The sequence below is a fragment of the Streptomyces sp. NPDC093085 genome, from assembly GCF_040683935.1.
GTDB lineage: Bacteria > Actinomycetota > Actinomycetes > Streptomycetales > Streptomycetaceae > Streptomyces.
The window spans coordinates 1,366,687-1,389,682 of sequence record NZ_JBFBFB010000001.1; the positions used below are offsets into that span (position 1 = coordinate 1,366,687).

Sequence of the window (22,996 nt, forward strand, 5' to 3'; positions counted from 1 at the left end):
CAGGCGGCCTGCTGCTCGTCAGGCGGCCGGCTGTCTGACGAGCCCGCCCAGCGCGCTGTCCGCCAGCAGATGGCCGACCGCCTCGGGGGAGAGTTCGCCGTCCGGGGAGTACCACTCCGTCGCGGAGTTGAGCATGCCGATGATGGCCAGCACCGCGATCCGGGGGTGCTTCACCCGGCGGAACTCCTTCTTGCGGATGCCCGTGCGCAGGATGCGGGTGAAGATCTCCTCGTACCGGCCGCGCAGCTCCACCACCCGCTCCTGCTGCGGCGGGCTGAGATACGTCCACTGGTGGAACGTCACCCGCGTCTGCTGCAAGGTGCCGGCGAGGACGCACATGTGCGCGACGATCGCCCGCCGCATCCGGTCCGGGCCGCTCGTGCCCGGCTTGACCGCGGCCTCGATGGCCTCCAGATAGTTCTCGATGCCGCGCTCGACGATCCGCAGCAGTATGTCCTCCTTCTTGCGGATGTGCACATACAGGCTGCCGGGAAGGATCCCCACCGCGTCGCTGATGTCCCGCATGCCGACGACGGGATAGGTCTTCTCGCCGAACAGTTCGATGGCGGCGGCCTCGATACGCTCCACCGAGACCGGCTGCTGCCGGGGTCCTGCCTTACGACGCGATGCGGACGGCGCTGCCAAGAGATCGACCTCCCCGTGAGTCTCCTAACAAGTGATTGTACAGGGAAGGTGATCAGTCGCCTCGGAGACCGCCTCGGGGACCGCCTCACGGGGGCGGGGGAGCGTCCTGCGCCGCGCCGCCGTCCCGGGCCGCCGTACGGTTGAAGACCGGGGGCCGCCGCTCCAGGAAGGCGTCGACGCCCTCGGAGAGGTCGCCGGTGTGATGCAGCGCGGCCACCGCCCAGTACCCGGAGTTCATCGCGGTCGCCAGATCCACCTGCCACCCCGAGCGCAGCGCCTGCTTCGTCGCCTCCACCGCCCGCCACGCCTTCGCCGCGATACGGCCCGCCAGTTCCACCGCCGCCGGGATCAACTCGTCCGGTGCCACGACCCGGTTGACCAGCCCGATCGCCAACGCCCGCTCCGCGTCCACGAGATCACCGGTGAGCGCCAGCTCGGCCGCCAGGCCGGAGCCCACCAGCCGGGGCAGGAACCAGGAGCCGCCGTTGCCCGGCGGCAGCCCCAGATTGATGTACGTCTCGCCGAGCCGGGCCGCCGTCGAGCAGATCCGCAGATCGCAGGCGAGCGCCAGATCGAGCCCGCCGGCCGTCGCCCCGCCGTTGACCGCCGCCACCACCGGCAGCCGGGATGCGGCGATCCGCTGGGTGACCGGGAAGAGCACCCGGGCGTTGTACGGCTCCCCCTCGACGGCGAGTTCCTCGTCCAGGTAGCGGCGCATCGCCTTGAGGTCCGCGCCCGCCGAGAAGTGCCGCCCGGCGCCGGTGAGCACCAGACACCGCACCGAACGGTCGGCCTCCAGCTCGGTGAGGGCCGCGAGCAGATCGCGCGCCAGCTCAGGGACCACCCCGTTGCCCCGGTCGGGCCGGTTGAGGGTGAGCAGCACGACACCGTCCCCGACCCGCGCGTGGAAGAGCGTCTCGCGCTCGACCAGACCGGTGGGGGTGACCAGGGAGGACATCCGCTCACCCGGCCTTCACCAGGATCGTGGCCACGGCGGCCGCGTAGGAACCCGCCAGCCAGCCGCCCGCGTTGACCGCCAGGCCGACCCGGGCCCGCGCCACCTGGCGCTCCCCGGCCCGGCCGAGCAACTGGTCGTACAGCTCAACGAGTTGCGCGCACCCCGTGGCACCGATCGGATGCCCCCGGCTCATCAGCCCCCCGTCGGTGTTGACCGGGGTCCTGCCGCCCAGCGCCGTGACCCCCTCCCTGACCAGCAGATGGCCCTCGCCGGGCGGGCAGAGGCCGATCTCCGCGTACTGCGCCACCTCGGCGGGCGCCGCCGCGTCGTGCACCTCCACCAGATCCAGATCGCCGGGGCCGAGCCCGGCGTCCTCGAAGGCCGCGCCCGCCGCCGCCGCGACCGGCCGGGCCTCCTGACCACCGCCCGCCGCGAGCCGCGCCGCCCGGATCCCGCACCGGCCCGTGGAGTGCCGCCGGGCGTACGCGGCCGAGCAGAGCACCACGGCCGCCGCGCCGTCCGTGGTGGGCGAACACATCGGCAGGGTCAGCGGATCCACCACCGTCCGCCCCGCCAGCACCTCCGCCACCGTCTGCGGCTTCCGGTACTGCGCCAGCGGGTTGAGCGAGGCGTGGAACCGGTTCTTCACCGCCACCGCCGCGAAGTCCTCCACCGTGGCGCCGAATGTGCCGCCGTACGTGTCCAGGTACCGCCTGGCCTCCCGGGCGTACACCTCCACGAAGACCGAGTTCTTCGCGGGCCCGGTGTCGGTGCCTCGCGCGTCCGCCGCCACATCGGTGGCGCCGCGCAGCGCGTCGAAGGTGCGTGCCTTGTCCTCGTGCGACATCTTCTCGACGCCCACGGCCACCGCCACCTCGCACCGCCCGGCCAGGATCGCCTCGTACGCCAGGAGCACCGCCGAACTCCCCGAAGCGCAGGCGTTCTCCACATTGACCAGCGGTACGCCCGCCAGCGGAGTGCCCCGCAGCGCCACCTGGCCCCGTATCATCTCCTGCCCCGACACCAGCCCGGCCGCCGCGTTGGCCGCGAAGACCCGCTGGACGGCGGAGGCCGGCACCCCCGCGTCGGCGAGCGCCCGGCCGGTGACGGCCGCCGCCATGGCCCGCTCGCCACGCCGCAACTCCCTGCCGAACCGGGTCATCCCGACCCCGGCGATCCGCACCTCGTCCATCACACCACGCACCCTTCCCGTCCCGCTTCCCGTCATCGCCCGGCCCGTGCGAACCAGGCCACCGGGCGCCGCGTACTCTCCTCGGCGTCCGCCGGGCGGAAGACCACCTCGCCGTCGCAGACGTACCCGTCCCAGCCGCCGTCCGCCTCCGGCCAGAGCCGGCCCAGCAGTTGCACCCCCTCCACCAGCTTCACCACCCCGAGCGCGTACGGCACCTCCCGCCCGAACCCGCTGGGCTCACCGAGGCGTTGGACGGTGAAGCTGTGCAGCACCCCCCGGCCGGAGGCGGCCGTCCAGCCGAGGGAGTCCGCCCGGCAGTACGGGCAGCGGTGGCGGGGATAGAGCACCGCCCGGTCGCAGGCCGCGCAGTGCTGGAGCGGCAACTCGCCGCGTGCCAGGGCCGCGTAGTAGGGGCCGGTGAGTGCGGCCATGCCCGGGTCCGCCGTCGCTCCGCTCATCGGGTCACCCGCTCCAGGAGAAGGACCTGACTGTCCATGTACGTGCCGCCGGAACCCCCGCAGACCGCCCGCCGCGCCCCGGTCACCTGCCGGCCGGACCCGGCCCGGCCGAGCAACTGCCGTACGGCCTCGGCGAGCAGCGCCGTTCCGCCGCCCACCCCGGTGTGCCCGGCCGACAGCAGCCCGCCGTTGGTGTTGACCGGCAGCCGGCCCCCGGGCGAGAACGCCCCGGCGGCGAAGAGCCGGCCCGCCTCGCCGGCCGGGGCGAGCCCCAGACCCTCCAGGGCCACGGTGAGCACCGCCGCGTACGAGTCGTAGACCTCGGCGAGATCGGCGTCCTCGGGGCCCCACCCGGCCTGCTCGTACGCCTGCCCGGCGGCGACCGGCCAGCCGAGCACCGCGAGGTCCTCCTCCTGGCCGATGCTGTAGTGCGAGACGCACCCGCCGGATCCGGCGACCCGTACCCACGGCCGCCCGCCGGCGCGGGCCCGCGCGGCGCCGGTGAGGACCAGGCCGACCGCGCCGTCGGCCATCATCGGGCACTCGAAGGCGTGCAGCGGGTCGGCGACCATCCGGGAGCCGAGCACCTGCTCGACGGTGAGATCCCGGTCCCGGTACATGGCGTGCGGATTGAGCCGCGCCCACGCCCGGAGCGCGACACACACCGACGCCATGTCCCGCGCCGTGGAACCGCTGACCGCCATGTACCGGCGGGCGATGAGCGCGCCCACCGCGTTGAAGGAGAGCCCGCTCGCCTTCTCCCACTCGCGCGGGATGCCGTTGGCGGTCAGCATGTCGATCATCTCGCCGACCGGCGCCGAGCCCCACTTCTCGGCCTGGAGGACCAGGACGGTGCGGGCGTGCCCGGCGGCGATCAGCGAGGCGGCGGTCCGTATGGCGTTGTCGCTGGTCGAGCCGCCGGAGTGGAGCATCGCACTGCTCTTGACCCGCCCGTTGAGCCCCAGCTCCTCGACCACCCGCGAGAAGACCAGATCGGCCTGGTCGGCGGGGGAGTGCAGACAGGGGATGAGCAGCAGGGTGTCGACGTCGGAGAGGTCGAGGGCGGCGTCGCGCACGGCGGCGACGGCGACCTCGACGAGGCCGCCCATGAACGACCGTTCGGGGTAGCGCCCGGACGGCAGCTCACCGACACCGACGAACGCGGCCTCGTCCAGGGATGGTTGGGGCGCGGGGGCCGGGGCCGGGGCGGCCGGCCCGGGCACGGATACGGGGATGGGCACCGGGTGTTCTCCTCCTCGGAGGTCGGGGGTACGGATCGGGGGTACGGAACGGCGGGTATGGAACGGCGGGTACGGAACGGTCATCGCTCCGGGCGGCGGCGGGCGAGCAGCACCATGCGGAACGTCATGACCTCCTCGTCCTTCTGGTTGAGGACGGTGTAGTCGAGGCGCACCGTCCCGTGCGTGGGCCTCCCGCCCGGTTCGGCGGCGGCCACCTCGGCCCGTACCCGGACGGTGTCGCCAGGGCGCACCGGGGCCAGTGCGCGCAGCCCCTGGCATTCCAGGAACGCGATGACCGCGTCGCCGAGGAAGCCGGTCAGGGCGATCTCCCCGACGGCGAGCGCGAAGGTCAGCGGAGCGTGGGCGATCCGGCCGCCGAACCGGGTGGACCGGCCGTACTCCTCGTTCACATGGAGCGGATAGTGGTCCCCGGTGAGCCCGGCGAACGCGGAGATGTCCCCGATGTCGACCGTCCGCCCGGGGGAGAGCACCGTGTCCCCGACGGCGAAGTCCTCGAAGTGCCGGCGCCGCCGGTCGAACACACCGCTCCCGGCACGCTCGCCGCTTCCGTCCCGGCCGTTCACCGGTCGAGGGCGGCCAGCGCCTCATGGGCCAGGCCGAGTCCGAGCTGCTCGTGGAGGAGGCGCCGGATCTCGTGGGTGAGCACCACCCGGGAGAACCTGCGGGCGAGCGCCGGTTTGGCGGCGATCCCGGCGGCCAGTTCCCTGGCCCGGGGCAGCACCTTCCCGGGCGGCAGGACCTCGTTGACGACACCGAACTCCAGGGCCTGGCGGGCGTCGAGCCGCTGCCCGGTGAGGAGGAAGTAGCGGCCCCGCGCCGGGCCGAGCACATGGGTCCACACCACATGGGCGCCGTCGCCCGGCACGATGCCGGCGGGGAAGTGCGGACCGTCCTGGAAGACGGTGGTCTCGGCGGCGAGGACGAGATCGCTGAGCACCGCGATCTCCGGGTGGATCAGTGCGGGGCCGTTGACCGCCGCGATCACCGGCACCTCGATGGACATCAGATTGGTGAGCAGCCGCTTGCCCTCGAACATGATGTGGGACCACTCGGCGGGCGTCCCCAGCGAGAAGCTGGTGAAGTCGATGTCGGCGCAGAACGCGTCGCCCGCGCCGGTCAGGACGACGGCCTTGTTGGCCGGGTCGCAGGCGATGTCGGCGAAGCAGTAGGCGAGTTCGTCGTGCGCCCGCGCGGTCCAGACGAGGCTGTCGCCGCCGGTGTGCACGGTGACCAGCAGCACCCCGTCGTCGTCGCGGTCGAGGCGGATGTGTTCGTAACGCTGTGCGTAGTCGTCGAGCACCGGGCCGATGGTCATGGGTCGCCCTCCTGGACAGAGGCTTCTGAACGGGCAGTTGGGTGAGCCGGGTTACGGTGCCGGGGGGAGGAACGGGGCGAACCGGCGCCGTCGGATCCGCCACCCCCGGGCGGTGCGGGCGAACGTGTCGTCGTACCGGCCGAGCGCCAGGGGCGTCACGGCCCCGGGCCCGATCCGCAGGGCGACGACATAGGCGGTGCCGCTCGCCGCGTCCCCGGCGCCGCTCACCAGCACGCCGGAGACGAGATGCCGGGTGCCGTACGGGCGGAGCGCCGCGGCCCGGACCATCCGGGCCAGCGCGTCCGTGCCCCGGACCGGGTCGGCCCCGGCCGCTTCGAAGGCGCCGTCCTCGGTGAAGAGCGCCGCCAGCTCCTCGGGGCGGCCCTCGTCGTACGCGTAGGTGTAGCGCGCGTACAGAGCGGTGACCTCCTGACGGTCGTCCTCGCCCCAACTGCGCTCCGGGCCGGTCATGTTCGGCTCCCTCCCGCCGTGCGGGCCGGTTCCGGGCCGGCGGCTGCGGTACGGAGCGCGCGGCGGCTCCGGAGGAAGGCGCGCGGGCTGTTCGCGGCGAAGACCCCGGTCAGCCGGCCGAGCTCGGTGTACTCCACGACGAAGGCGTCCGTATCGAGCGAGCCCGAGACCACCGTGAGCTGGGCGCCCGGCCGGTGGCGCCCGGCGAACTGGAGCCGCAGACCGCCCTGGTCCGACCAGAAGAACCCGTCATCCGCCACCGGCTCCCGAACACCCCCGACGATCACCCCGGCCACCCGGGCACCCCCATCGACAGCACCCGTCCAGTGCCCACCGGGCAGGCACTCCACGCCCACGCCATCGGGTCCCGGGCCGCCATGGTGTCCACGGCCCCCGCCGACTCCCGGGCCGCCATGGTGTCCACGGCCCCCGCCGACTCCCGGGCCGCCTCCGGTTCCCGGGCCGCCTCCGGGTCCCGGGCTGCCGCCGGTTCCCGGGCCGCCATCGGGGCCCGGGGCGTACCCAGGATCGTGGCGGCAGACCACGTCGCCCGCGCCGAATACCGCCGGGTGGCCGGTGCGCCCCTCGTCGTCGCAGACCAGGCCGTGGTGGACGGTGAGCCCGGCCGCGCGGAGCCAGCCGGTCTCGCGGACCACGCCGACCCCCACGACCACCACATCGGCGGTGAGCCGCGACCCGTCGTCGAGCCGCAGCGCCCGCGCGCCCTCCGGGGCCTCGGCGTCCGCGAGCGGGGCCGCCGCCACCGTCACACCGAGGCGGAACGCGACGCCGCGCGCGGTGTGCCAGGCCAGCAGTGCCCGGGCCGGCTCTGGACCGACGGCCGAGGCCAGCGGCAGCGCGGCGGCCTCCACGACGGTGACCGCGCACCCCGCTGCCCGTGCCGCGCACGCCACTTCGAGCCCGATGAACCCGCCCCCGACCAGCACCACCCGGCGCCCGGGGCGGAGCGCCGCCGCCAGCCTCCGGGCGTCGGCGGCCGTCCGCAGGTGGTGCACGGCGGGTGCGGGCGGCAGGACCGGCAGCACCCGGGGCCGGGCGCCCGTGGCCACCACCAGCCGGTCGAACCCGGCCTCCGAACCGTCCGAGAGCCCCACGGTCCGCGCGGCGAGATCCGCCGCGACGACCCGCCGCCCGAGCACCAGCTCGATCCCCCGCTCCGCGTACTCCGCCGCCTCCTGGAGCCGGATCGCCCCGTCCCCGCGCCTCCCCGTCAGATACTCCTTGGACAACGGCGGCCGGTCGTAGGGGAGTTCGTCCTCCTCGGAGAAGAGCCGCAGCCGGCCCCCGTACCCCAGATCGCGCAGCGTCTGCGCGGTGCGCACCCCGGCCGGACCCGCCCCGGCGATCACCACACCGCGCCCCCCGCCGCTCATGCCGGGGCCGCCGCACCGTCGTCGGCCGTGGCACCCGTGGCGCCCGTGGCGGCCGACGCACCCGCCGTCGCACCGGCCGACGCACCGGCCGACGACCGGGGCGGCGCGCCGGGGGGAGCCGGGGAGAGCGCCGCCCACTCCGCGAGCCGGAACTTCCGTACCCGCCCCGTCGCCGTGACCGGCACCTCCGCCTCCTCGATGAACCGCACCTCGGCGGGGACCTTGAACCGGGCCAGCCGCTCCGCGCAGTAGCCGGTCAGCGCCTCCGGATCCGGCGGCGCCCCGCCCTCCTCCGGTACCACCCAGGCACACCCCACCTCGCCCATCCGCTCGTGCGGCACCCCCACCACATACGCCGCCCGCACCCCCGGATGCCCCCGCAGCACCTCCTCGACCTCCCCCGGCACCACCAGCTCCGAGCCGCACCGGTACGACTCCTTGCGCCGCCCGGTGAGCGTCAGATAGCCCTGCTCGTCGAAGCGCCCCAGGTCCCCGGTGCGCAGCCAGCCGTCCGCGCCCAGGACGGCGGCGGTCTCCTCCGGCTGGGCGTAGTACCCGGAGGTCACCGCCGGTCCCCGTACCTCCAGCTCGCCGGTCTCCCCGGCGGCCACCTCCCGGCGGGTGACCGGATCGACGGCCCGGTACACCGCCAGCACCCCGCCCAGCGCGGGGTCCCCGGCGGCCCCGGCCGGCTTCGGACAGCCGTTCGTCGTCCTGAGCCGCTCGACCGGGTCGCCGGGCCGGGTGCAGAGCGTGGAGGCGGTGGTCTCCGTCTGCCCGTACGCGGTGAAGATCTCCGCCACCTGGAGCACATTCCTCATCTGCGCCCACAGGGCGGGGGGATGGGCCGCGCCCGAGGAGAACATCGTGGTCAGCGACGACAGGTCGTACCGCTCCCGGCGCGCCTCGGCGAGCACCAGCGCGGTCATCGCCGGTACGCAGATGAGCTCGTCGATCCGGTGCGCGCCGACCGCCCGCAGCGTCCGCGCCGCGTCGAAGGCCGTCTGCGGGCAGACGGCCCCGCCGACGAAGAGGACGGGGAGCACGGCCTCCACGTACCCGAAGACATGGTGGATCGGCAGCGCGAACAGGATGCGCCGCCCGTCCTGGAACGCGCGGGTGTAGGCGCTCGCGTACGCCGTCCGCACCACCGCGTCGTGGTGGAGCAGCGCCCCTTTGGCGCGGCCCGTGGTGCCGGAGGTGTAGAGCAGGTCGGAGGGGGAGCGCGGGTCGACGGCGGCGGTGCGGGCCAGCACCTCCGCGTCGCCGATCCCCGCGCCGAGCCGCACGAGGTCGTCGAGCGGGCGCCCCCGCTCCGGCGGCCCCTCCGTGCCCCGTACGAAGATCCCGCGTAACCGGGGGAGCGCGGAACCGCCCGCGTGTCCCTCCCAGCCGGGCGCGATCCGGTCGAGGGCGTCGAGGTAGTCGAGCCCCCGGAAGGTGTCCATGGTGATGAGGGCGACGGCGTCGGACCGGCGCAGTACATACCGCAGTTCCTCGTGTCTGAGCTGGAAGTTGACGGAGACGGAGACCGCGCCGATCCGGGCGACCGCGTACTTGAGGGCGATGATGTCCGGAAAGTTCGCCAGGTCGACGGCGACATGCTCGCCCGCCCGCACCCCCAGCGCCATCAGCCCGGCCGCCAGCCGGAGCGAGCGCCGCCGTACCTCCGCGTACGTGAAGGTGTTCTCGTCGTCCAGGATCAGCGGCCGGTCGGCGAACTCCGCCACCGCCACGTCGAGTTGCTGGGCGGTGGTGCGCGGTGTCCAGACCGGGTGGCGCGCCTCCAGGGCGGCCCGCCGTGCCATGAAAGGGGGGAGAGTCTTCATCGCGGTCGTGCCGTCCCTTCCCTCGCCGTTGACGGACGAAGCCGGTCGATCTCCCGTGGGGAGAGCCCGGCCTCGGTGAGGATCTCCTCGGTGTGCTCGCCCAGCGCGGGCGGCTGGCGCACCGCGCAGGCGGCGCCGGTGTCGAAGGGCAGCCGGAGCTGGCGCAGCCCCGGGATCCGCCCCTCGGCCGCGTCCCGTACGATGCCCCGCTCCGCCGTCACCGGATGGGCCAGCGCCGCCGCGAGGCTCTGCACCGGGGCCACCGGCACGCCCGCCGCCGCGATCCGCTCCAGCCACCACGCGGACGGGGCGCCGCGCAGCCGCTGTTCGATCAGCGCGGCCAGCTCGGCCCGGTGCGCCACCCGGTCGGCCACCCGCCGGAACCGGGGGTCCCCGGCCAGCCCGGGCAGCTCCAGGACCGTACAGAGCCGGCCGAAGAGCCGGTCCGTGGCCGCCGCGACCATGACGGCGCCGTCGGCGGTCCTGAACTCCTCGTACGGGGCCGTGCTGGGCGCCGCCGAGCCGAGGCGGTGCGGGTGGCTCCCGGTGCCCAGGTACCCCATGATCTGGTGGGCCAGCAGGAAGAAGCCGCTGTCGACCAGGGCGGCCTCCACCCGCTGCGCGCCGGGTGCGTACGGGCGTCCCGCCAGCGCCGCCATGATGCCGACGGCCGCCCACAGGCCGGTGGAGAGGTCCACCGCCGAGGGCGCGGCCCGCGCCGGACGCCCCTCGGGGTCGCCGGTCATCTCCATGATGCCGGTGAACGCCTGGATCAGGGCGTCGTAGCCGGAGAGCCGGCGCCCGAGCGCGCCCTCGCCGAAGGCGCTGACCGAGCAGTAGACGACCTGCGGGGAGACCTCCGCGATCCGCTCGAAGCCGACCCCCAGCCGCTCCGCGACACCCGGCCGGAAGGACTGGACGACGACATCGGCGCCCCGGGCGATCCGGGCCACGGCGGCCCGCCCCGCCGGGGTGCGCAGATCGACGGCGGCGCTGCGCTTGTTGCGGTTGAGGGCCAGGAAGACGGTGCTGTCGTCGCCCCAGCGCGGCGGCAGCCGGCGGGTGGCCTCACCGGTCCCCGGGGGTTCGACCTTCACCACGTCGGCGCCGAGGTCGGCGAGGATCAGACAGGCGAGCGGTCCCGCGATGTTCTCGCTCAGGTCCACCACGCGCACGCCGTGATAGGTGCGTTCGAGACTCAATGAACTCGCTTCCTCCGCACTCGGCCGCATCGGCATGGGCAGGAAACAAACACTTGTTAGTACTAGCAGCGAGCACTACCGTGGTCAACAACCCTGCCGCGACAGGCTGATGATCCGACGGCGAGAGGTCTGACATGGATTTCCGGTTCACCGACGAGCAGCGGCTGTGGAGCGAGACGCTCCACACCTTCATGGAGCGCGAGGTCGGCCGCGCGTACATCCGTCAGCACGACGAGTCGCGCGAGTTCCCCGAGGAGGCCTACCGGAAGATCGCGGACCGGGGGTGGCTGGGGCTGCTCGTCCCCGAGGAGCACGGCGGCCTTGAGGCGGACCCGGTGATGTACGCGATCTTCTGCGAGGCGATCGCCAAGCACAGCCTCGACTTCGCCGCCGCCGTGATGACCTCCATGTTCACCGCGACCAACATCGCCCACCACGGCACCGCCGCACAGCGCGAGCGCTATCTCCCCGGATTCCTGCGCGGGGACGTCAAGTTCAGCGTCTCCATCACCGAACCCGGCGCGGGCTCGGACGCGGCGGGACTGCGCACCAGCATGGTGGCCGACGGCGACGACTACGTCCTCAACGGCAACAAGGTGTTCTGCTCCGGCGCCCACCTCCCCGGCACCGTGATCACCGTACTGGCCCGCAGCGGCCCCGACCGGCACGGCGGGCTGAGCCTGGTCCTCGTCCCCAACGACCATCCCGGAGTGGATGTCCGCAAGCTCAACACCGCCGTCCGCAGGAGCCTGGGCACCACCGAGATCTTCCTCACCGACGTGCGGGTGCCGCGTGGGAACCTGCTCGGCGAGGCCGGTGACGGCTGGCGGTTCATCGGGGAGCACCTGGAGTACGAACGCCTCGGCCTCGCCGCCAGTTACGTGGGCAACGCGCGCACCGCCCTCGACGACACCGTCGCCTATACGACGGGCCGGACCCAGTTCGGCCGGCCTCTCTCCTCGTTCCAGGTGCTCAAGCACCGGATGGCCGAGAACGCGTGCGAGGTCGAGGCGGCCCGGCTGCTCGTCTACAGCGCGGCGGCGAAGATGGCGCGCCGCGAACGGGCGGTCAAGGAGGTCTCCATGGCCAAGGTGTTCGCCGCCGACGTGGCCTTCAGGACCTCGTTCAACGGCATGCAGGCGCTCGGCGGCTACGCGCAGCTCCCCGAGTACGACATGGAGCGCTACTTCCGCGAGGCCAAACACGCCATGGTCGGCGGCGGCACCAGCGAGATCCAGCGCTCCATCATCGCCAAGGAGATGGGCCTGTGACCCCGCCGGAGCCGGGGCGGCAGGTGCCGGCCGGGCGGGTCGTCCGGCGCGACTACGTGGCCGGCCCCCGCCCGGAGGGGTGAGGCGCGCCGTCCGGGACGTCGGGCCCGGTGGCGTCGGGTGCGGCGTCGGTGGGCGCGGTGTCGGCGGGCGCGGTGTCGGTGGTGAACGCGATGGCCTCGGTGGGGCAGTCGTACGCGGCCCGCCGCACCGCGCCCAGGTCGCCCTCGTCCACCGTACGGCGGGTGAGCACCACCAGCCCCTCGGCGTCCAGGTCGAATGCGCCGGCCAGCGCCAGCACACAGTTGCCGTACCCCTGGCACCGCTCGCGGTCGACGCTGATCCTGATCACGCGGGCTCCCCCTCGCCGAGACGCCGGGCGATCTCGCGGTGGAAAGCGGTCAGTCTGCTCTCCGCCGTGTTGAACATGACGCTCTTCAGCCCGAGCGAACCACGCACCGTCGCCAGGCCGTTGATGACCTCGGCGTCCTCGCCGAGGACGGCCAGGAACTGCTGCCAGTCCCGCCGGTTGTGCCGGTCCCACTGCTCGGCGGACTTTCCCGGTGGGGGCGGGCCGACCACCTCGTACGCGCACAGCTCCGTCTCGTCCACCGACACCGGCCAGGCGCTCCACATCTGGAGATGGGTGGGGAAGCAGCTGAAGATGGTGTTGGGGAAGGCCAGGTAGTGGCAGAGATGGGAGGCGCGGTGGTCGTCCGTCCCGCGTCCGTCCGTCGCCCGCGCCCGCTCGGTGTAGCCGCGGATCGGCAGGGTCATCCATGAGTGCGGGGGGCTGATCCGCAGCACGGCGTCCCGCCACAGGACGAGCCCGCCGAGGGTGTCGGGGTGGGTGAACGGCACATGCCAGGTCTCGTTGAAGCCGTCCACCGCGATCTTCCAGTTCACCTTCAGCCGCACCGAGGTGCGGAACCGCGTGGTGAACCCCTCCAGGCCGTATCCCGCCAACTCGTCCCCGATGGTGCCGAGATACTCCCGCAGCGGCGGTACGTCGCCGGAGAGCGCGAGCCAGATCCAGCCGGCCCACTCGGCGACCCGGACGGCGGGGGCGCGCAGCCCGCGCAGGGCCGCCTCGTCGAAGCTCTCGCGCAGCGGTACGGCGGTGACCGCGCCCTCCAGGTCGTAGACGAAGCCGTGCCAGGGGCAGGTGAACCGGGCCCGGCCGCACGCCCCCGAGCCGTCGACCAGCCGTGCGCCCCGGTGCTGGCAGACGTTGTGCCAGGCGCGTACGGAGCCGTCGTCCAGCCGGGTGAGCACCACCGACTGCCCGAGCCGGTCCCAGGTGAGGAAGGACCGGGGCCCGGGCAGGTCGGCGGAGGGGTGGACCGGGAACCAGGCGTGGTGGAAGACCGCGGCGATCTCGGCGCTGAAGCGGTCCGGGTCGGTGTAGACGGACGCGTCCCAGGTGGTCGGGGGGAGGGGGTACTGCCGCTCCGCCGCCGTGAGGCCGCTCTTCGGTGATGTCTGCGTCACGGTGTCCGCACTTCCCGTCGTGGTGGGTGGCCCACGGTTGCCCAACTAACAAACAACCATTTGTTTTAAACGGTAGTCACGGGCTTCCCGGGCTGTCAACGTCCGCCGTACGGCGGACGGTCGGGACCGGAGGGGGAGTGGGCGAGGACGGTCGGGGGGCGGACGAGGGGCGGACGAGGGGCGGTCGAGGGGCGGTCGAGGGGCGGTCGAGGGGCGGTCGAGGGGCGGTCACTCCGCCCGTATCTCGGCCGACAGCCGCTCGCGGAGCTGCCGCTTGAGCACCTTCCCGTAGGCGTTCCGCGGGAGTTCGTCCACCCAGACGACCCGTTTGGGCACCCGGTAGCCGGCCAGCGAGGCCCGGCAGGCGCGCACGATCTCCTCCTCCGCGCGCGGCGCGCCGTCCGGGACGAGGACGGCGGTGACGGCCTCGCCCCAGACCCGGTGGACCGTGCCGACCACGGCGGCCTCCCGCACCCCGTCGAGCCGGAGCAGGACCTCCTCCACCTCGCGGGCGTACACGTTGGAGCCGCCGGTGACGATCATGTCCTTCTTCCGGTCGACCAGGAAGAGATAGCCGTCCTCGTCGAGGTAGCCGATGTCCCCGGTGTGCAGCACACCGCCGGCGAGCGCCGCCGCCGACTCCTCGGGGCGGTTCCAGTACCCGGCCATGGTCTGCGGCGCCCGGGCCAGGATCTCCCCGGCCCGGCCGGGCGGCAGCGGTGCGCCCGTCCCGTCGGCGACCGTCAGATGTACGCCGGGGAGCACCCGCCCGGCCGAGCGGACCAGCGGCAGCCCGGGGTCGCGGGCCGCCCTGCGGTGGTCCTCCTGGTCCAGGGCGGTGAAGAACATCGGCGACTCCATCTGGGCGAAGGACTGCACCAGCCGGCCGTCGAGGACCCCGGTGGCCTCGCGCAGCGTCTCGGGGTCGATGGGGGACCCGGCGTAGTAGACCCGCCGGAGGGCGGCCGGCGGTACATAGCCGGCGGGCAGCGCGTCCAGGAGCATCCGGATCATCGACGGCACCATGAACACCCCCGTCACGCCCTCCTCCGCGAGGAGCGCGGCGGTGCGCCGGGCGTCGAAGGAGCGCGCCAGCAGAGTGCGGCCACCGGTCATCAGGGTGGGCAGCAGCAGGAACCCGGAGCCGTGGGTGAGCGGGGCCGCGTGCAGGATCACCTCCCCCGGGCCGAACCCCAGTACCCGCAGGGCGGTCTCGGCCACGCTGCGCCAGGAGCCGTGGGTGAGGACCACCGCCTTGGGCAGCCCCGTGGTGCCGGAGGTGTACATCAGGGAGGCCGGGTCGGTGGAGCGCGCGGGGAACGGCTCGGGGAGCGGTGCGGTGGTGGCGCGCAGTGCGGAGAGGGACCCGGGGCCTTCGGTGTCGGCGCGGACCACCGTCAGCCCCGGCAGGCTCTCCCGCGCGGGCAGCCGGTCGAGGAAGTCGCCCGTGGTGACCAGGACACGGCTGCCCGAGTCGGTGAGCATGTGGGCGTAATCCGCGCGCAGCAGCCGGATGTTGAGCGGCACGGCGATCAGCCCGGCGGCGAGCGCGCCGAGGAAGGCTTCGACGTACGCGACCCCGTTGGGCAGCAACAGGGCCACCCGGTCGCCGGGTTCGGCCCCGAGCGCGCGCAGCCCGGCGGCGGTCGCCGCCACCCGGTCGCGGGTGGCGGCGTAGCCGAGCGAGCCTTCCGGGCGGCCGGGTTCGGCGAGGCAGATCCGGTCGGGGTGGCTGCGGGCCGCGGCCCAGAGGGTCCCGGCCGCCGTGGTCGCGGTGTGCGGGGACGGTGTCGGCTCACTCATCTTCGTCACCTCGGGGGAAGTCCCGGTACGGGGGAGCGGTGCGGGGAGTCGCGCGGGCGGACGTGCCCTCTGGCGACGATAACAAACAACTGTTTGTATGGAAGGTGACGCACACACCGGGCGACGCGCTGGAGGTACCCGTGATCGGTGACACTGTGGTGGTGGACGCGGTGGTCCACCCGTACAACCTCTCTCCCCGGAACCGGAATCCGCGCGCGGAGGAGCAGTTGGAGGCGGTCTACGCCGCCCATCTCCTCGCGACCGGGGAGGAGCACCCGGAGTACCGGCTGAGCCGCGACGAATTCTTCTCCGACTTCCCCTTCGAGGCGGTCGCGGACTCCCTCTTCGTGGAGAGCCAGGTCGACCTGGCCGTCATCCACGCCCTGCCCAACCTCGGCTTCGCCCGCGACTATGTCACCGACCCCCGGCGCGCCGCCGCCTTCCGCGCGCGCCACCCGGACCGGTTCCTGCTCTACGCGACGGTCGACACCCCCGTCACCGACGCGGCCATCGCGCAACTCGTCCGGCAGGTAGAGGAGTTCCCGGTGGACGGGCTCAAGCTCTACCCCGCGTTCTTCTACGGCGGCCGGGGCGAGGGGTGGCGTCTCGACGGCACCGACTACGCCACCCCGCTGCTGGAGGCCGCCCGCGATCTCGGCATCCGCAATGTCGCCGTGCACAAGGCGCTCTGGCTGCCGCCCGCGCCGCGCGGCGCCTTCTCCGTCGACGACCTGGCAGCCCCGCTGGAGCGCTTCCCCGAGCTGAACTTCCATATCGTGCACGCCGGAGCCGCGTTCCTGGAGCAGACCGCGGCCCTGCTCGCCCGGCACCGCAACCTCTACGCCACCCTGGAGTCGGTCTTCGCCTACGCCGTCGTCCGCCCCCGCGTCTTCGCCAAGGTCCTCGGCACCCTGCTCGGGGCCTGCGGCGCCGGGCAGTTGATGTACGGCAGCGGCGCCAACCTGAGCCATCCGGCACCGCTGCTCAACGCCTTCCGCGGCTACCGCTTCCCGCAGGACGCGATCGAGGCGTACGGGCTCCGCCAGATCACCGCGGTCGAGCGGCGGCTGATCCTCGGCGGCACCGCGCTCCAAGTGCACGGAGTGGACGGCGCCGAGGCGGCCCGGCGGGTCGCGGGCGACGCCTTCGACCGGGCCAGGGCGCTCGGCGACGGGCGCCCCTGGGGGCGGATCCGCGCCCGGCGCCCGGTGGGGGAGCGCGGATGACCGGCGAGGGGCCGGATGCGCCGGCCGCCTCGCCGGAGCGGATCCGCGCCGCGCTGCGCACCGTGCCCGAACCGTGCGGCCTGCTCATGCGCACGCCGTTGGACATCTGCGAGATGGGGCTGGTCGAGGAGGTCCACGAGGAGGCGGGCCGGGTCCGGGTCACCCTGGTGCTGACCGACCCCTCCTGTGTCCACTTCGACGGAATGCGCCGCTACATCACCGATGTGCTCCTCGCCCTCCCCGGGGTGCGCGCCGTGGAGGTCACCGTGTCCCGGACGGTGCTCTGGACCCCGGACCGCCGGCAGGGGGCCGGCGGTGGGCGGGCGGCCGACTCCGCCCCGGTGATCGCCGGAACAGCCTTGCCCGTGCGGGCTGTTGACAGTGCCCGAGGGGCGTCCTAGCTTGCGAACGACCGTTTGTTTGTGTGTCACGAACGCGGCGCACTCTCGATCCCGGTGGAGGATCTCACGTGGATACAGAGCGGTTCGGACGAGACATCGAGCACGACTTCGACATCGACGATCCGGCATTCAACGAGCACTTCTACGATGTGCTCGACACCCTCGTCGGCCGGTGCCCCGTCGCCCACAGCACGGTCGGGGCCGGATACTCGCTGATCAACCGGTACGAGGATCTGCGCACGGCGGGCCAGGACTGGCGGACCTTCAGCAGCGCCAAGGGGTTCCAGCCCAACCGCCCGGAAGGGCTGCCGTACCTCTACCCGGAGGAGTGCGACCCGCCGTACCACGACGACTGGCGCAAGGTGCTCAGCCCGTTCTTCTCGCCGAACGCGGTGAAGGGGTACGAGGCGCAGATCCGGGCCGACGCCATCGAGCTCATCGACGGCTTCATCGACCGGGGGGAGTGCGAGTTCATCGGCGACTTCGCCGCCGAACTCCCCGGCCGGGCCTTCTTCAAGAACCTGGTCGGCGTCCCGGTCGAGGACCTGGCGATGCTGATCGACGCGATGGACACGGGCACCTACGGACCGGCCGAGGAGCGCGCCGCGGGGTTCGGACGGGCGATCGACTACCTCGGCGCGTTCCTCGCCAAGCGGCGCGAGGAGCCCCCGCGCGACGATCTCGTCGGGGTGATCGCCGCGGGCGTGGCGCGCGACGGAGCCCCCTGCCCCTGGGAGGACCGGGTCAGCATCCTCACCGACCTCACCTTCGGCGGCATCGCCACCACCACCTTCGTCATGGCCGGCGCGATCCTCCATCTCGCCACCCACCCGGAGGACCGCGCGACCCTCGCCGGGGACCCGGGGCGGATCCCGAACGCGGTGGAGGAGTTCGTCCGCTACTACCCGCCGGTCGTCGCCCTCGGCCGTACCGTCACCCAGGAGACCGAGATCGGCGGGCACCGCTTCAAGGAGGGCGACTACGTCCTGCTCAACTACGCCTCGGCGTCCCGCGATCCGCAGGCCGTCAGCAACCCCGGCCACCTCGACATCGGCCGCGAGGACATCCTGCACACCGCCTTCGGCGTGGGCCCCCACCGGTGCATCGGCTCGCATCTGGCCCGCCTCGAAGTCCGGATCGTCCTGGAGGAATTCCTGCGCCGGATACCGGAGTTCACCGTCAAGGAGGGCACCACGCAGGAGTACGAGACGGGGATACTGCGCACGATGAAGTCGCTGCACCTGGTCTTCCCCGCGCGGCCGGCGGGAGGCGCGGCGCGATGAAGTACACCGTCGACGGCTCGCTCTGCACCGGGCACGGCCGCTGCTACACCGTGGCACCGGAGCTCTACCGCCCCGACGACGAGGGGTACAACCTGCTCCGCGACGACGCCGTGGAGGTCCCGCCCGGGGCGGAGGCGTCGGCCCGGCGCGGGGCGCGCAGTTGCCCGGAGCGCGCCATCGGACTCGACGGCTGACCGGCCCGTGACCGGCCCCTGACCGGCCGGCCGGTCGCCCGGCCGGGGTGCGCGGCCGGCCGCGCGTCCGCCCCGTACCGTATGACACGGACGGCGCCGCCCCCCCCCGGAACACCGGGGGAGCGGCGCCGTCGTGGTGGTGCGGGGCCCCGACCGGCCCCGGACCACCCGTGCCTCCGCGCTCGCGCGCTACCGCGCGGTCCAGCCGCCGTCCACGGTGAACACCTGGCCCGTGACGAAGTCGCCGCCCGCGCCGAGCAGATAGACGACCATGGCGCCGATGTCCTCGGGCTCACCGAGCCGGCCGACCGGGGTCGCCGCCTTCACCTGGGCCATCAGCGCGGGGGTGACATCGCCGTGCATGGGGGTCCTGATGACGCCCGGCGCGACCACATTGACCTGGACGTTCTCCGCCGCGTACTCCACGGCGACCTGCCGGGAGAGCGCGATGACACCGCCCTTGGCCGCCGAGTACGCCAGGACGTCGGGCATGCCGATCAGCCCCGCCGTCGACGCGATGTTGACGATCTTCCCGGCCCCGGCGTCCAGCATCGGCCGGATCACCGCGCGCATCCCCAGCCAGGGGCCCTTGAGGTCGATGCCGACGAGCCGGTCCCACCCCTCCTCGGTCTGCGTCAGCAGGGTGTCCGTGCTGGAGACGATCCCGGCGATGTTGGCGAGACCGTCGATCCGTCCGCGCGCGGCGAGCACCTCGTCCACGACGCTCTGCCACGCGGTCGCGTCGGTGATGTCGAGCTGCCGCGCCTCGGCCTGCCCGCCGGCCGCGGCGATGCCCGCCACGGTCTCGTCCTGCCCCTTGATGTCCGCGGCGACGACGAACGCCCCCGCCTCGGCGGCGAGTCGCGCCGTGGCCCGGCCGATCCCCGAACCCGCCCCCGTGATCAGGACGGTCTTCCCCTCCAATGTGCCGGCTCGCTGTCCTGCGACGGCCATGACCTGCTCCCTCCGATCGGTGGAACCCGTCCCGGCGACCGGACCCGAGGATCGGCGCCGCGATGGCCTTTCACGCTAGAACAAATAGTTGTTTGCAACAAGGCGCGGACATGTCAGTCCCGTTGACACCGCTCGGGGCCCTGGCTACCGTCGGAAACAATCAGTTGTTTGTTTACGGTAAGGAGGGCACCTCATGAGCGTCCCCGATACCGCCGTGGCCCCCACCACGGGCCAGGGCCCGAACGCAAGCGAACAGAGAGAACGCGACCGGCGGAGCATGAGCCGCAACTCCCAGCTCCTGATCGCGTGGTGCGGCCCCGCGATGGTCGTGCTCTTCATCCTCGGCAGCGTCTGGCTCGCGCGCTACTTCCCGCCCGCCATCCATCCGGGCGACTCGGCGGAACAGGTCGCGCGGTACTACCAGGACCACGCGACACCCATCCGGATCGGACTCGTCCTCTCCACCATGGCCTATGCGCTCATGGGGGTGTGGGGCGTCTGCGTGGCCACCCAGACCCGGCGCAAGGAGGGCATGTTCCCGGCCCTCACCTACGTCCAACTGACCTGCATGGCCGCGGGCACCGCACAGATCGTCGTCAACTGCGGCCTCTGGGCCACCGCCGCCTTCCGGGCCGGCGATGTCTCCCCCGAGATCACCCAGGCGTTCAACGACGCCGCGTACATCATCCTGCTCGGCACCTGGCCGCCGTTCACGGTCTGGGCCGTCGCCCTCGGGCTGAGCCTCCTCCTCGACAAGTCCGACCACCCCGTCTACCCGCGGTGGACCGGCTACTTCAGCATCTGGGCCGGGGTGGGCTTCATCCCGGGCGGCACCGTGTGGTTCTTCAAGGAAGGACCGTTCGGCTGGACCGGTGTGGTCTGCCTCTGGATCCCCTTCGTGGTCTTCGGCATCTGGGTGCTGTACTTCAGCTACCTGTCCATGCGGAACGTGAAGAACGGCTTCGTCCATGAACAGGACACGGCCGGTGCGGCACCCGGGCGAGAGCCGGCCGGCGTGTCGTGAGCGGGGAGACGCGGACACCGGAGTCCTTCGCCGACCCGTTCGTCGCGCGCGCCGCCCCGAGGGGGCCCGCCGGGCCCTCCCGGGGCGGTGGCCGCACCCCGGGGGAGACCGGCATCTGGGTCTTCGCCTTCGGCGACCTGCTCGTCTTCACCGTGTTCTTCTGTGTGTTCGTCCACGAACGCGCCCGCGCCCCCGAGGCGTTCGAGCTGGGCCGCCGCTCCCTCGACCTCACCTTCGGCACGCTCAACACCCTGCTGCTGCTCACCGGCTCCCTCTCCGTCGTCCTCGGCCTGCACGCCCTGCGCCGGGGGGCCACCCGGCCGGGGACCCGTGCGTTGCTCGTCACGCTGGTCTGCGGAGCGGGCTTCGTCATCGACAAGTACCTGGAGTACGCCGGTGCGGTCCAGGCCGGGCACACCCCGTCCGCGAACGCCTTCTTCATGTACTACTTCGTCCTCACCGGCATCCATCTGGTCCATCTGCTGATCGGCATGGCAGGACTCGGCCTCATGTACCGGATCGCGCGCACCCCGTCCCCCGGCCCCCGGGAGATCCGTCTCCTCGAAGCCGGGGGGTGCTACTGGCACCTGGTGGATCTGCTCTGGATCATCCTGTTCGCGCTGCTGTACCTGATGAGGTGACCCCCTCCGTGCCGACGCCCGCCACCCCTTCCACCCCCGCCACCCCTTCCACCCCCGCCACCCCTTCCACCCCGGTGGCCCCCGACACGCACCGCTCCGCCAGGCGCCGGGCCGTGCTCGTCTGGTTCGTGCTGATGGCGGCCACCGCGCTCTCCTGGTACCTCGGGGACGGCCACGGCGCCCGGCGGGCGGCGACGGTGGGCGTCCTGGTGGTGGCCTTCCTCAAGGTGCGCCTCGTCGGACGCCACTTCATGGAGCTGTCGGAGGCGCCGCGCGGGCTGCGCCTCCTGTTCGACGGATGGGTGGTCGCGGTCTGCGCGGTCCTGGTGTCGATGTATCTGGCGGACTCGCCCGGGTGACGGGAATTCCCTTCCGTCCCGTTGTCAGTGGTGGGTGCGAGACTCTCCGCATGAACGAACAGAACCTCAAGGACGACCTTCTCCGCTATCTCCAGGACGGCCGTGACGCACTGCTGTGGAAGCTCGAAGGGCTCTCCGAGTACGACATACGCCGCCCGATGACCCCCACCGGCACCAACCTGCTGGGCCTGGTCAAACACAGTGCCGGGGTGGAGCTGGGCTACTTCGGCGACACCTTCGGCCGGCCGTTCTTCGACGGACCGGTGCCCCGCTGGTGGTACACGGAGAACACCGAGGACAACGACGACATGTGGGCGTTCGCCGACGAGTCGAAGGAGGAGATCGTCGGCCTCTACCGCAGCGCCTGGGAGCACACCGGCCGTACCGTCGCCGACCTCTCCCTGGAGTCGACCGGCCGGGTCCCCTGGTGGCCCGAGGAACGGTGCGAGACCACCCTGCACCATCTGCTGGTACGGGTGACAGCCGATGTCAGCCGCCATGCCGGGCACGCCGACATCCTCCGCGAACTCATCGACGGATCGACCGGCTGGGTCCTGGGCAACGACAGCATGCCGGACGGCGACCGGGCCTGGTGGGAGAGCCACCGCGAGCGCCTGGAACGCGTGGCCCGCGAGGCGGACGCCGGCTGAGCCCCCGCGGCGACCGCCGGGCCCGACGGCCCGGCGGTCGCCGGGCCCGACGGCCCGGGAGAAGGAGGCTCGGGGGACAGGGACTCGGGGGAGGAGGCTCAGGAGAAGGAGGAGAGACGTCCTCCTTCATAAGGGGCGGTGCCGAGGGCGTCGCAGAGATCCTGCAACGCGGTGATGAGCGCCCGGCCCTCCTGGTCGACAGGGGAGACCCGGGCGATGATCTCGCGGCTGCGGGCGGTGTCCTCCGCGTTGATACGCTCCATGATCTGGTTCAGCGTCGACTTCAGGCGCAGTCGGTGGTGCGTGTGGTGGCTCTCCACCGCGTCGATCAGGAGCTGTCCCTGGCCCCGCGTCACCTCCTCGAACGCGGCGCGGGCCCGTTGCGCCTGTTCGTCGATCATGGCCTTGCGCTCCTGGCGCGCCTTCCGGACGCGGGACTCGCGGTCCTTGACGATGTCCGTGACCTTCGCGACGGCGATGGCGGCGACAACGGCCGCTCCCACGATGTTGCTGAGCCGCTTCAGGACGCTGCCGTGCTCGGCGCCCCTGTGGGCCGCCTCCGCCTCCCAGGCGGCCGAGACCGGCAGACGGGGCTCGGACACGACCAGTTCGATCGCCTCGACACGACGGTCGGCGTGCTCGGGCTCGCGGTCCAGAGGATTGCCGTCCGGCGCTCCGTACGCGGCCACGACGGCCGGATCCGGATTCGTGCCGATCTCCTCCCATGCGCTGCCCGCGAACTTCACCCGCAGGAGTGTCCTGACCCCGCGACCCCGTCCACCGTTCACACCGGCCGCGCAGGTTTGAGTTCGTCCCGTGCTTCCCCCAGTGGCATCATGGCTCAACTAGTACCCCAGTGAAACTCCGTTCGCCACGCGTGTTTCCCTTCCGGCATATGCGGAGCCGAAGGGTGGCGATATGCGGGCAAACGGAATTCCGCCGTCTGCGGAAGCCCGCAGCGGCACCGGTTCTT

General features: G+C 72.9%; 25 protein-coding genes. 9 read left to right on the top strand and 16 right to left on the bottom strand.

The annotated features are described in order from the left end of the window. Positions 1 to 18: 18 nt before the first annotated feature. The 11 genes from AB0O07_RS05630 to AB0O07_RS05680 form a co-directional block, all read right to left on the bottom strand. Positions 19 to 645, bottom strand: coding sequence for a TetR/AcrR family transcriptional regulator (locus tag AB0O07_RS05630; RefSeq protein ID WP_365627245.1), 627 nt, complete (start codon positions 643 to 645; stop codon positions 19 to 21). Positions 646 to 730: 85 nt separating this feature from the next. Continuing rightward, positions 731 to 1,603: an enoyl-CoA hydratase-related protein gene (locus tag AB0O07_RS05635; RefSeq protein WP_365627248.1), complete on the bottom strand. Its 873-nt coding sequence runs from the start codon at positions 1,601 to 1,603 to the stop codon at positions 731 to 733. A gap of 4 nt (positions 1,604 to 1,607) precedes the next feature. Continuing rightward, complete coding sequence (locus AB0O07_RS05640; RefSeq protein ID WP_365627250.1) at positions 1,608 to 2,795, bottom strand: thiolase family protein; 1,188 nt, start codon at positions 2,793 to 2,795, stop codon at positions 1,608 to 1,610. Between the two features lie 32 nt (positions 2,796 to 2,827). Beyond that, positions 2,828 to 3,253 carry an OB-fold domain-containing protein gene (locus AB0O07_RS05645; RefSeq protein ID WP_365627253.1) on the bottom strand — a complete coding sequence of 142 codons (426 nt, stop codon included), beginning with the start codon at positions 3,251 to 3,253 and terminating at the stop codon, positions 2,828 to 2,830. Then, positions 3,250 to 4,494 (bottom strand): thiolase family protein, encoded by a 1,245-nt coding sequence (locus AB0O07_RS05650; protein WP_365627256.1) that lies wholly within the window; start codon positions 4,492 to 4,494, stop codon positions 3,250 to 3,252. The genes AB0O07_RS05645 and AB0O07_RS05650 overlap by 4 nt, the downstream gene beginning before the upstream one ends. Before the next feature lie 80 nt (positions 4,495 to 4,574). After that, positions 4,575 to 5,078 (bottom strand): MaoC/PaaZ C-terminal domain-containing protein, encoded by a 504-nt coding sequence (locus tag AB0O07_RS05655; RefSeq protein WP_365627259.1) that lies wholly within the window; start codon positions 5,076 to 5,078, stop codon positions 4,575 to 4,577. Beyond that, on the bottom strand, positions 5,075 to 5,830 hold the full coding sequence (locus AB0O07_RS05660; protein WP_365627262.1) for an enoyl-CoA hydratase/isomerase family protein: 756 nt from the start codon (positions 5,828 to 5,830) through the stop codon (positions 5,075 to 5,077). Before AB0O07_RS05660 ends, AB0O07_RS05655 begins: the two co-directional genes overlap by 4 nt. 51 nt (positions 5,831 to 5,881) lie before the next feature. Next, a complete protein-coding gene (locus AB0O07_RS05665) occupies positions 5,882 to 6,301 on the bottom strand; it encodes a nuclear transport factor 2 family protein (RefSeq protein ID WP_365627265.1) in 420 nt (139 codons plus the stop codon). Next, positions 6,298 to 7,695 (bottom strand): FAD-dependent oxidoreductase, encoded by a 1,398-nt coding sequence (locus AB0O07_RS05670; RefSeq protein WP_365627268.1) that lies wholly within the window; start codon positions 7,693 to 7,695, stop codon positions 6,298 to 6,300. Before AB0O07_RS05670 ends, AB0O07_RS05665 begins: the two co-directional genes overlap by 4 nt. Beyond that, positions 7,692 to 9,524, bottom strand: a complete 1,833-nt coding sequence (locus AB0O07_RS05675; RefSeq protein WP_365627271.1) for an AMP-binding protein — start codon at positions 9,522 to 9,524, stop codon at positions 7,692 to 7,694. The genes AB0O07_RS05670 and AB0O07_RS05675 overlap by 4 nt, the downstream gene beginning before the upstream one ends. Next, positions 9,521 to 10,726, bottom strand: coding sequence for a CoA transferase (locus tag AB0O07_RS05680; RefSeq protein WP_365627274.1), 1,206 nt, complete (start codon positions 10,724 to 10,726; stop codon positions 9,521 to 9,523). Before AB0O07_RS05680 ends, AB0O07_RS05675 begins: the two co-directional genes overlap by 4 nt. A 134-nt stretch (positions 10,727 to 10,860) precedes the next feature. On the opposite strand from AB0O07_RS05680, the gene AB0O07_RS05685 reads away from it, so the two are divergent. Beyond that, a complete protein-coding gene (locus AB0O07_RS05685) occupies positions 10,861 to 11,997 on the top strand; it encodes an acyl-CoA dehydrogenase family protein (RefSeq protein WP_365627277.1) in 1,137 nt (378 codons plus the stop codon). A 52-nt stretch (positions 11,998 to 12,049) separates the two neighbouring features. Here the strand turns inward: AB0O07_RS05685 and AB0O07_RS05690 are convergent, their stop codons facing one another. The 3 genes from AB0O07_RS05690 to AB0O07_RS05700 all read right to left on the bottom strand — a co-directional run bounded on the left by AB0O07_RS05690 (position 12,050) and on the right by AB0O07_RS05700 (position 15,291). Beyond that, positions 12,050 to 12,349 carry a ferredoxin gene (locus AB0O07_RS05690; protein ID WP_365627280.1) on the bottom strand — a complete coding sequence of 100 codons (300 nt, stop codon included), beginning with the start codon at positions 12,347 to 12,349 and terminating at the stop codon, positions 12,050 to 12,052. After that, positions 12,346 to 13,488 (bottom strand): aromatic ring-hydroxylating dioxygenase subunit alpha, encoded by a 1,143-nt coding sequence (locus AB0O07_RS05695; protein WP_365627283.1) that lies wholly within the window; start codon positions 13,486 to 13,488, stop codon positions 12,346 to 12,348. The genes AB0O07_RS05690 and AB0O07_RS05695 overlap by 4 nt, the downstream gene beginning before the upstream one ends. 228 nt (positions 13,489 to 13,716) lie before the next feature. Next, a complete protein-coding gene (locus AB0O07_RS05700; protein WP_365627286.1) occupies positions 13,717 to 15,291 on the bottom strand; it encodes an AMP-binding protein in 1,575 nt (524 codons plus the stop codon). A gap of 140 nt (positions 15,292 to 15,431) precedes the next feature. Here AB0O07_RS05700 and AB0O07_RS05705 point away from each other — a divergent pair, with 140 nt between their 5' ends. From AB0O07_RS05705 to AB0O07_RS05720, 4 genes are all read left to right on the top strand, one after another. Continuing rightward, on the top strand, positions 15,432 to 16,517 hold the full coding sequence (locus AB0O07_RS05705) for an amidohydrolase family protein (RefSeq protein ID WP_365627289.1): 1,086 nt from the start codon (positions 15,432 to 15,434) through the stop codon (positions 16,515 to 16,517). After that, positions 16,514 to 16,918, top strand: coding sequence for an iron-sulfur cluster assembly protein (locus AB0O07_RS05710; RefSeq protein WP_365627292.1), 405 nt, complete (start codon positions 16,514 to 16,516; stop codon positions 16,916 to 16,918). The genes AB0O07_RS05705 and AB0O07_RS05710 overlap by 4 nt, the downstream gene beginning before the upstream one ends. Before the next feature lie 68 nt (positions 16,919 to 16,986). After that, the gene (locus AB0O07_RS05715) at positions 16,987 to 18,201 is read left to right on the top strand and encodes a cytochrome P450 (RefSeq protein ID WP_365627295.1); all 1,215 of its coding nucleotides are present in this window, start codon (positions 16,987 to 16,989) and stop codon (positions 18,199 to 18,201) included. Next, the gene (locus tag AB0O07_RS05720) at positions 18,198 to 18,395 is read left to right on the top strand and encodes a ferredoxin (protein WP_365627298.1); all 198 of its coding nucleotides are present in this window, start codon (positions 18,198 to 18,200) and stop codon (positions 18,393 to 18,395) included. The genes AB0O07_RS05715 and AB0O07_RS05720 overlap by 4 nt, the downstream gene beginning before the upstream one ends. A 189-nt stretch (positions 18,396 to 18,584) precedes the next feature. Here the strand turns inward: AB0O07_RS05720 and AB0O07_RS05725 are convergent, their stop codons facing one another. Further along, a complete protein-coding gene (locus tag AB0O07_RS05725; protein ID WP_365627301.1) occupies positions 18,585 to 19,349 on the bottom strand; it encodes an SDR family oxidoreductase in 765 nt (254 codons plus the stop codon). A 193-nt stretch (positions 19,350 to 19,542) separates the two neighbouring features. Between AB0O07_RS05725 and AB0O07_RS05730 the strand changes: the two genes are divergently transcribed. Genes AB0O07_RS05730 through AB0O07_RS05745 form a run of 4 tightly spaced genes read left to right on the top strand, consistent with a single transcriptional unit; the run spans position 19,543 to position 22,023 of the window. Beyond that, the gene (locus tag AB0O07_RS05730) at positions 19,543 to 20,373 is read left to right on the top strand and encodes a hypothetical protein (protein WP_365627304.1); all 831 of its coding nucleotides are present in this window, start codon (positions 19,543 to 19,545) and stop codon (positions 20,371 to 20,373) included. After that, the gene (locus AB0O07_RS05735) at positions 20,370 to 21,014 is read left to right on the top strand and encodes a cytochrome c oxidase subunit 3 (protein WP_365627306.1); all 645 of its coding nucleotides are present in this window, start codon (positions 20,370 to 20,372) and stop codon (positions 21,012 to 21,014) included. The genes AB0O07_RS05730 and AB0O07_RS05735 overlap by 4 nt, the downstream gene beginning before the upstream one ends. An 8-nt stretch (positions 21,015 to 21,022) precedes the next feature. Then, positions 21,023 to 21,373, top strand: coding sequence for a cytochrome C oxidase subunit IV family protein (locus tag AB0O07_RS05740; protein ID WP_365627309.1), 351 nt, complete (start codon positions 21,023 to 21,025; stop codon positions 21,371 to 21,373). A gap of 50 nt (positions 21,374 to 21,423) precedes the next feature. Further along, a complete protein-coding gene (locus tag AB0O07_RS05745; RefSeq protein ID WP_365627312.1) occupies positions 21,424 to 22,023 on the top strand; it encodes a DinB family protein in 600 nt (199 codons plus the stop codon). A gap of 98 nt (positions 22,024 to 22,121) precedes the next feature. On the opposite strand, the gene AB0O07_RS05750 is transcribed toward AB0O07_RS05745, so the two are convergent. Continuing rightward, positions 22,122 to 22,769 carry a hypothetical protein gene (locus AB0O07_RS05750; protein WP_365627315.1) on the bottom strand — a complete coding sequence of 216 codons (648 nt, stop codon included), beginning with the start codon at positions 22,767 to 22,769 and terminating at the stop codon, positions 22,122 to 22,124. Between the last annotated feature and the right edge of the window lie 227 nt (positions 22,770 to 22,996).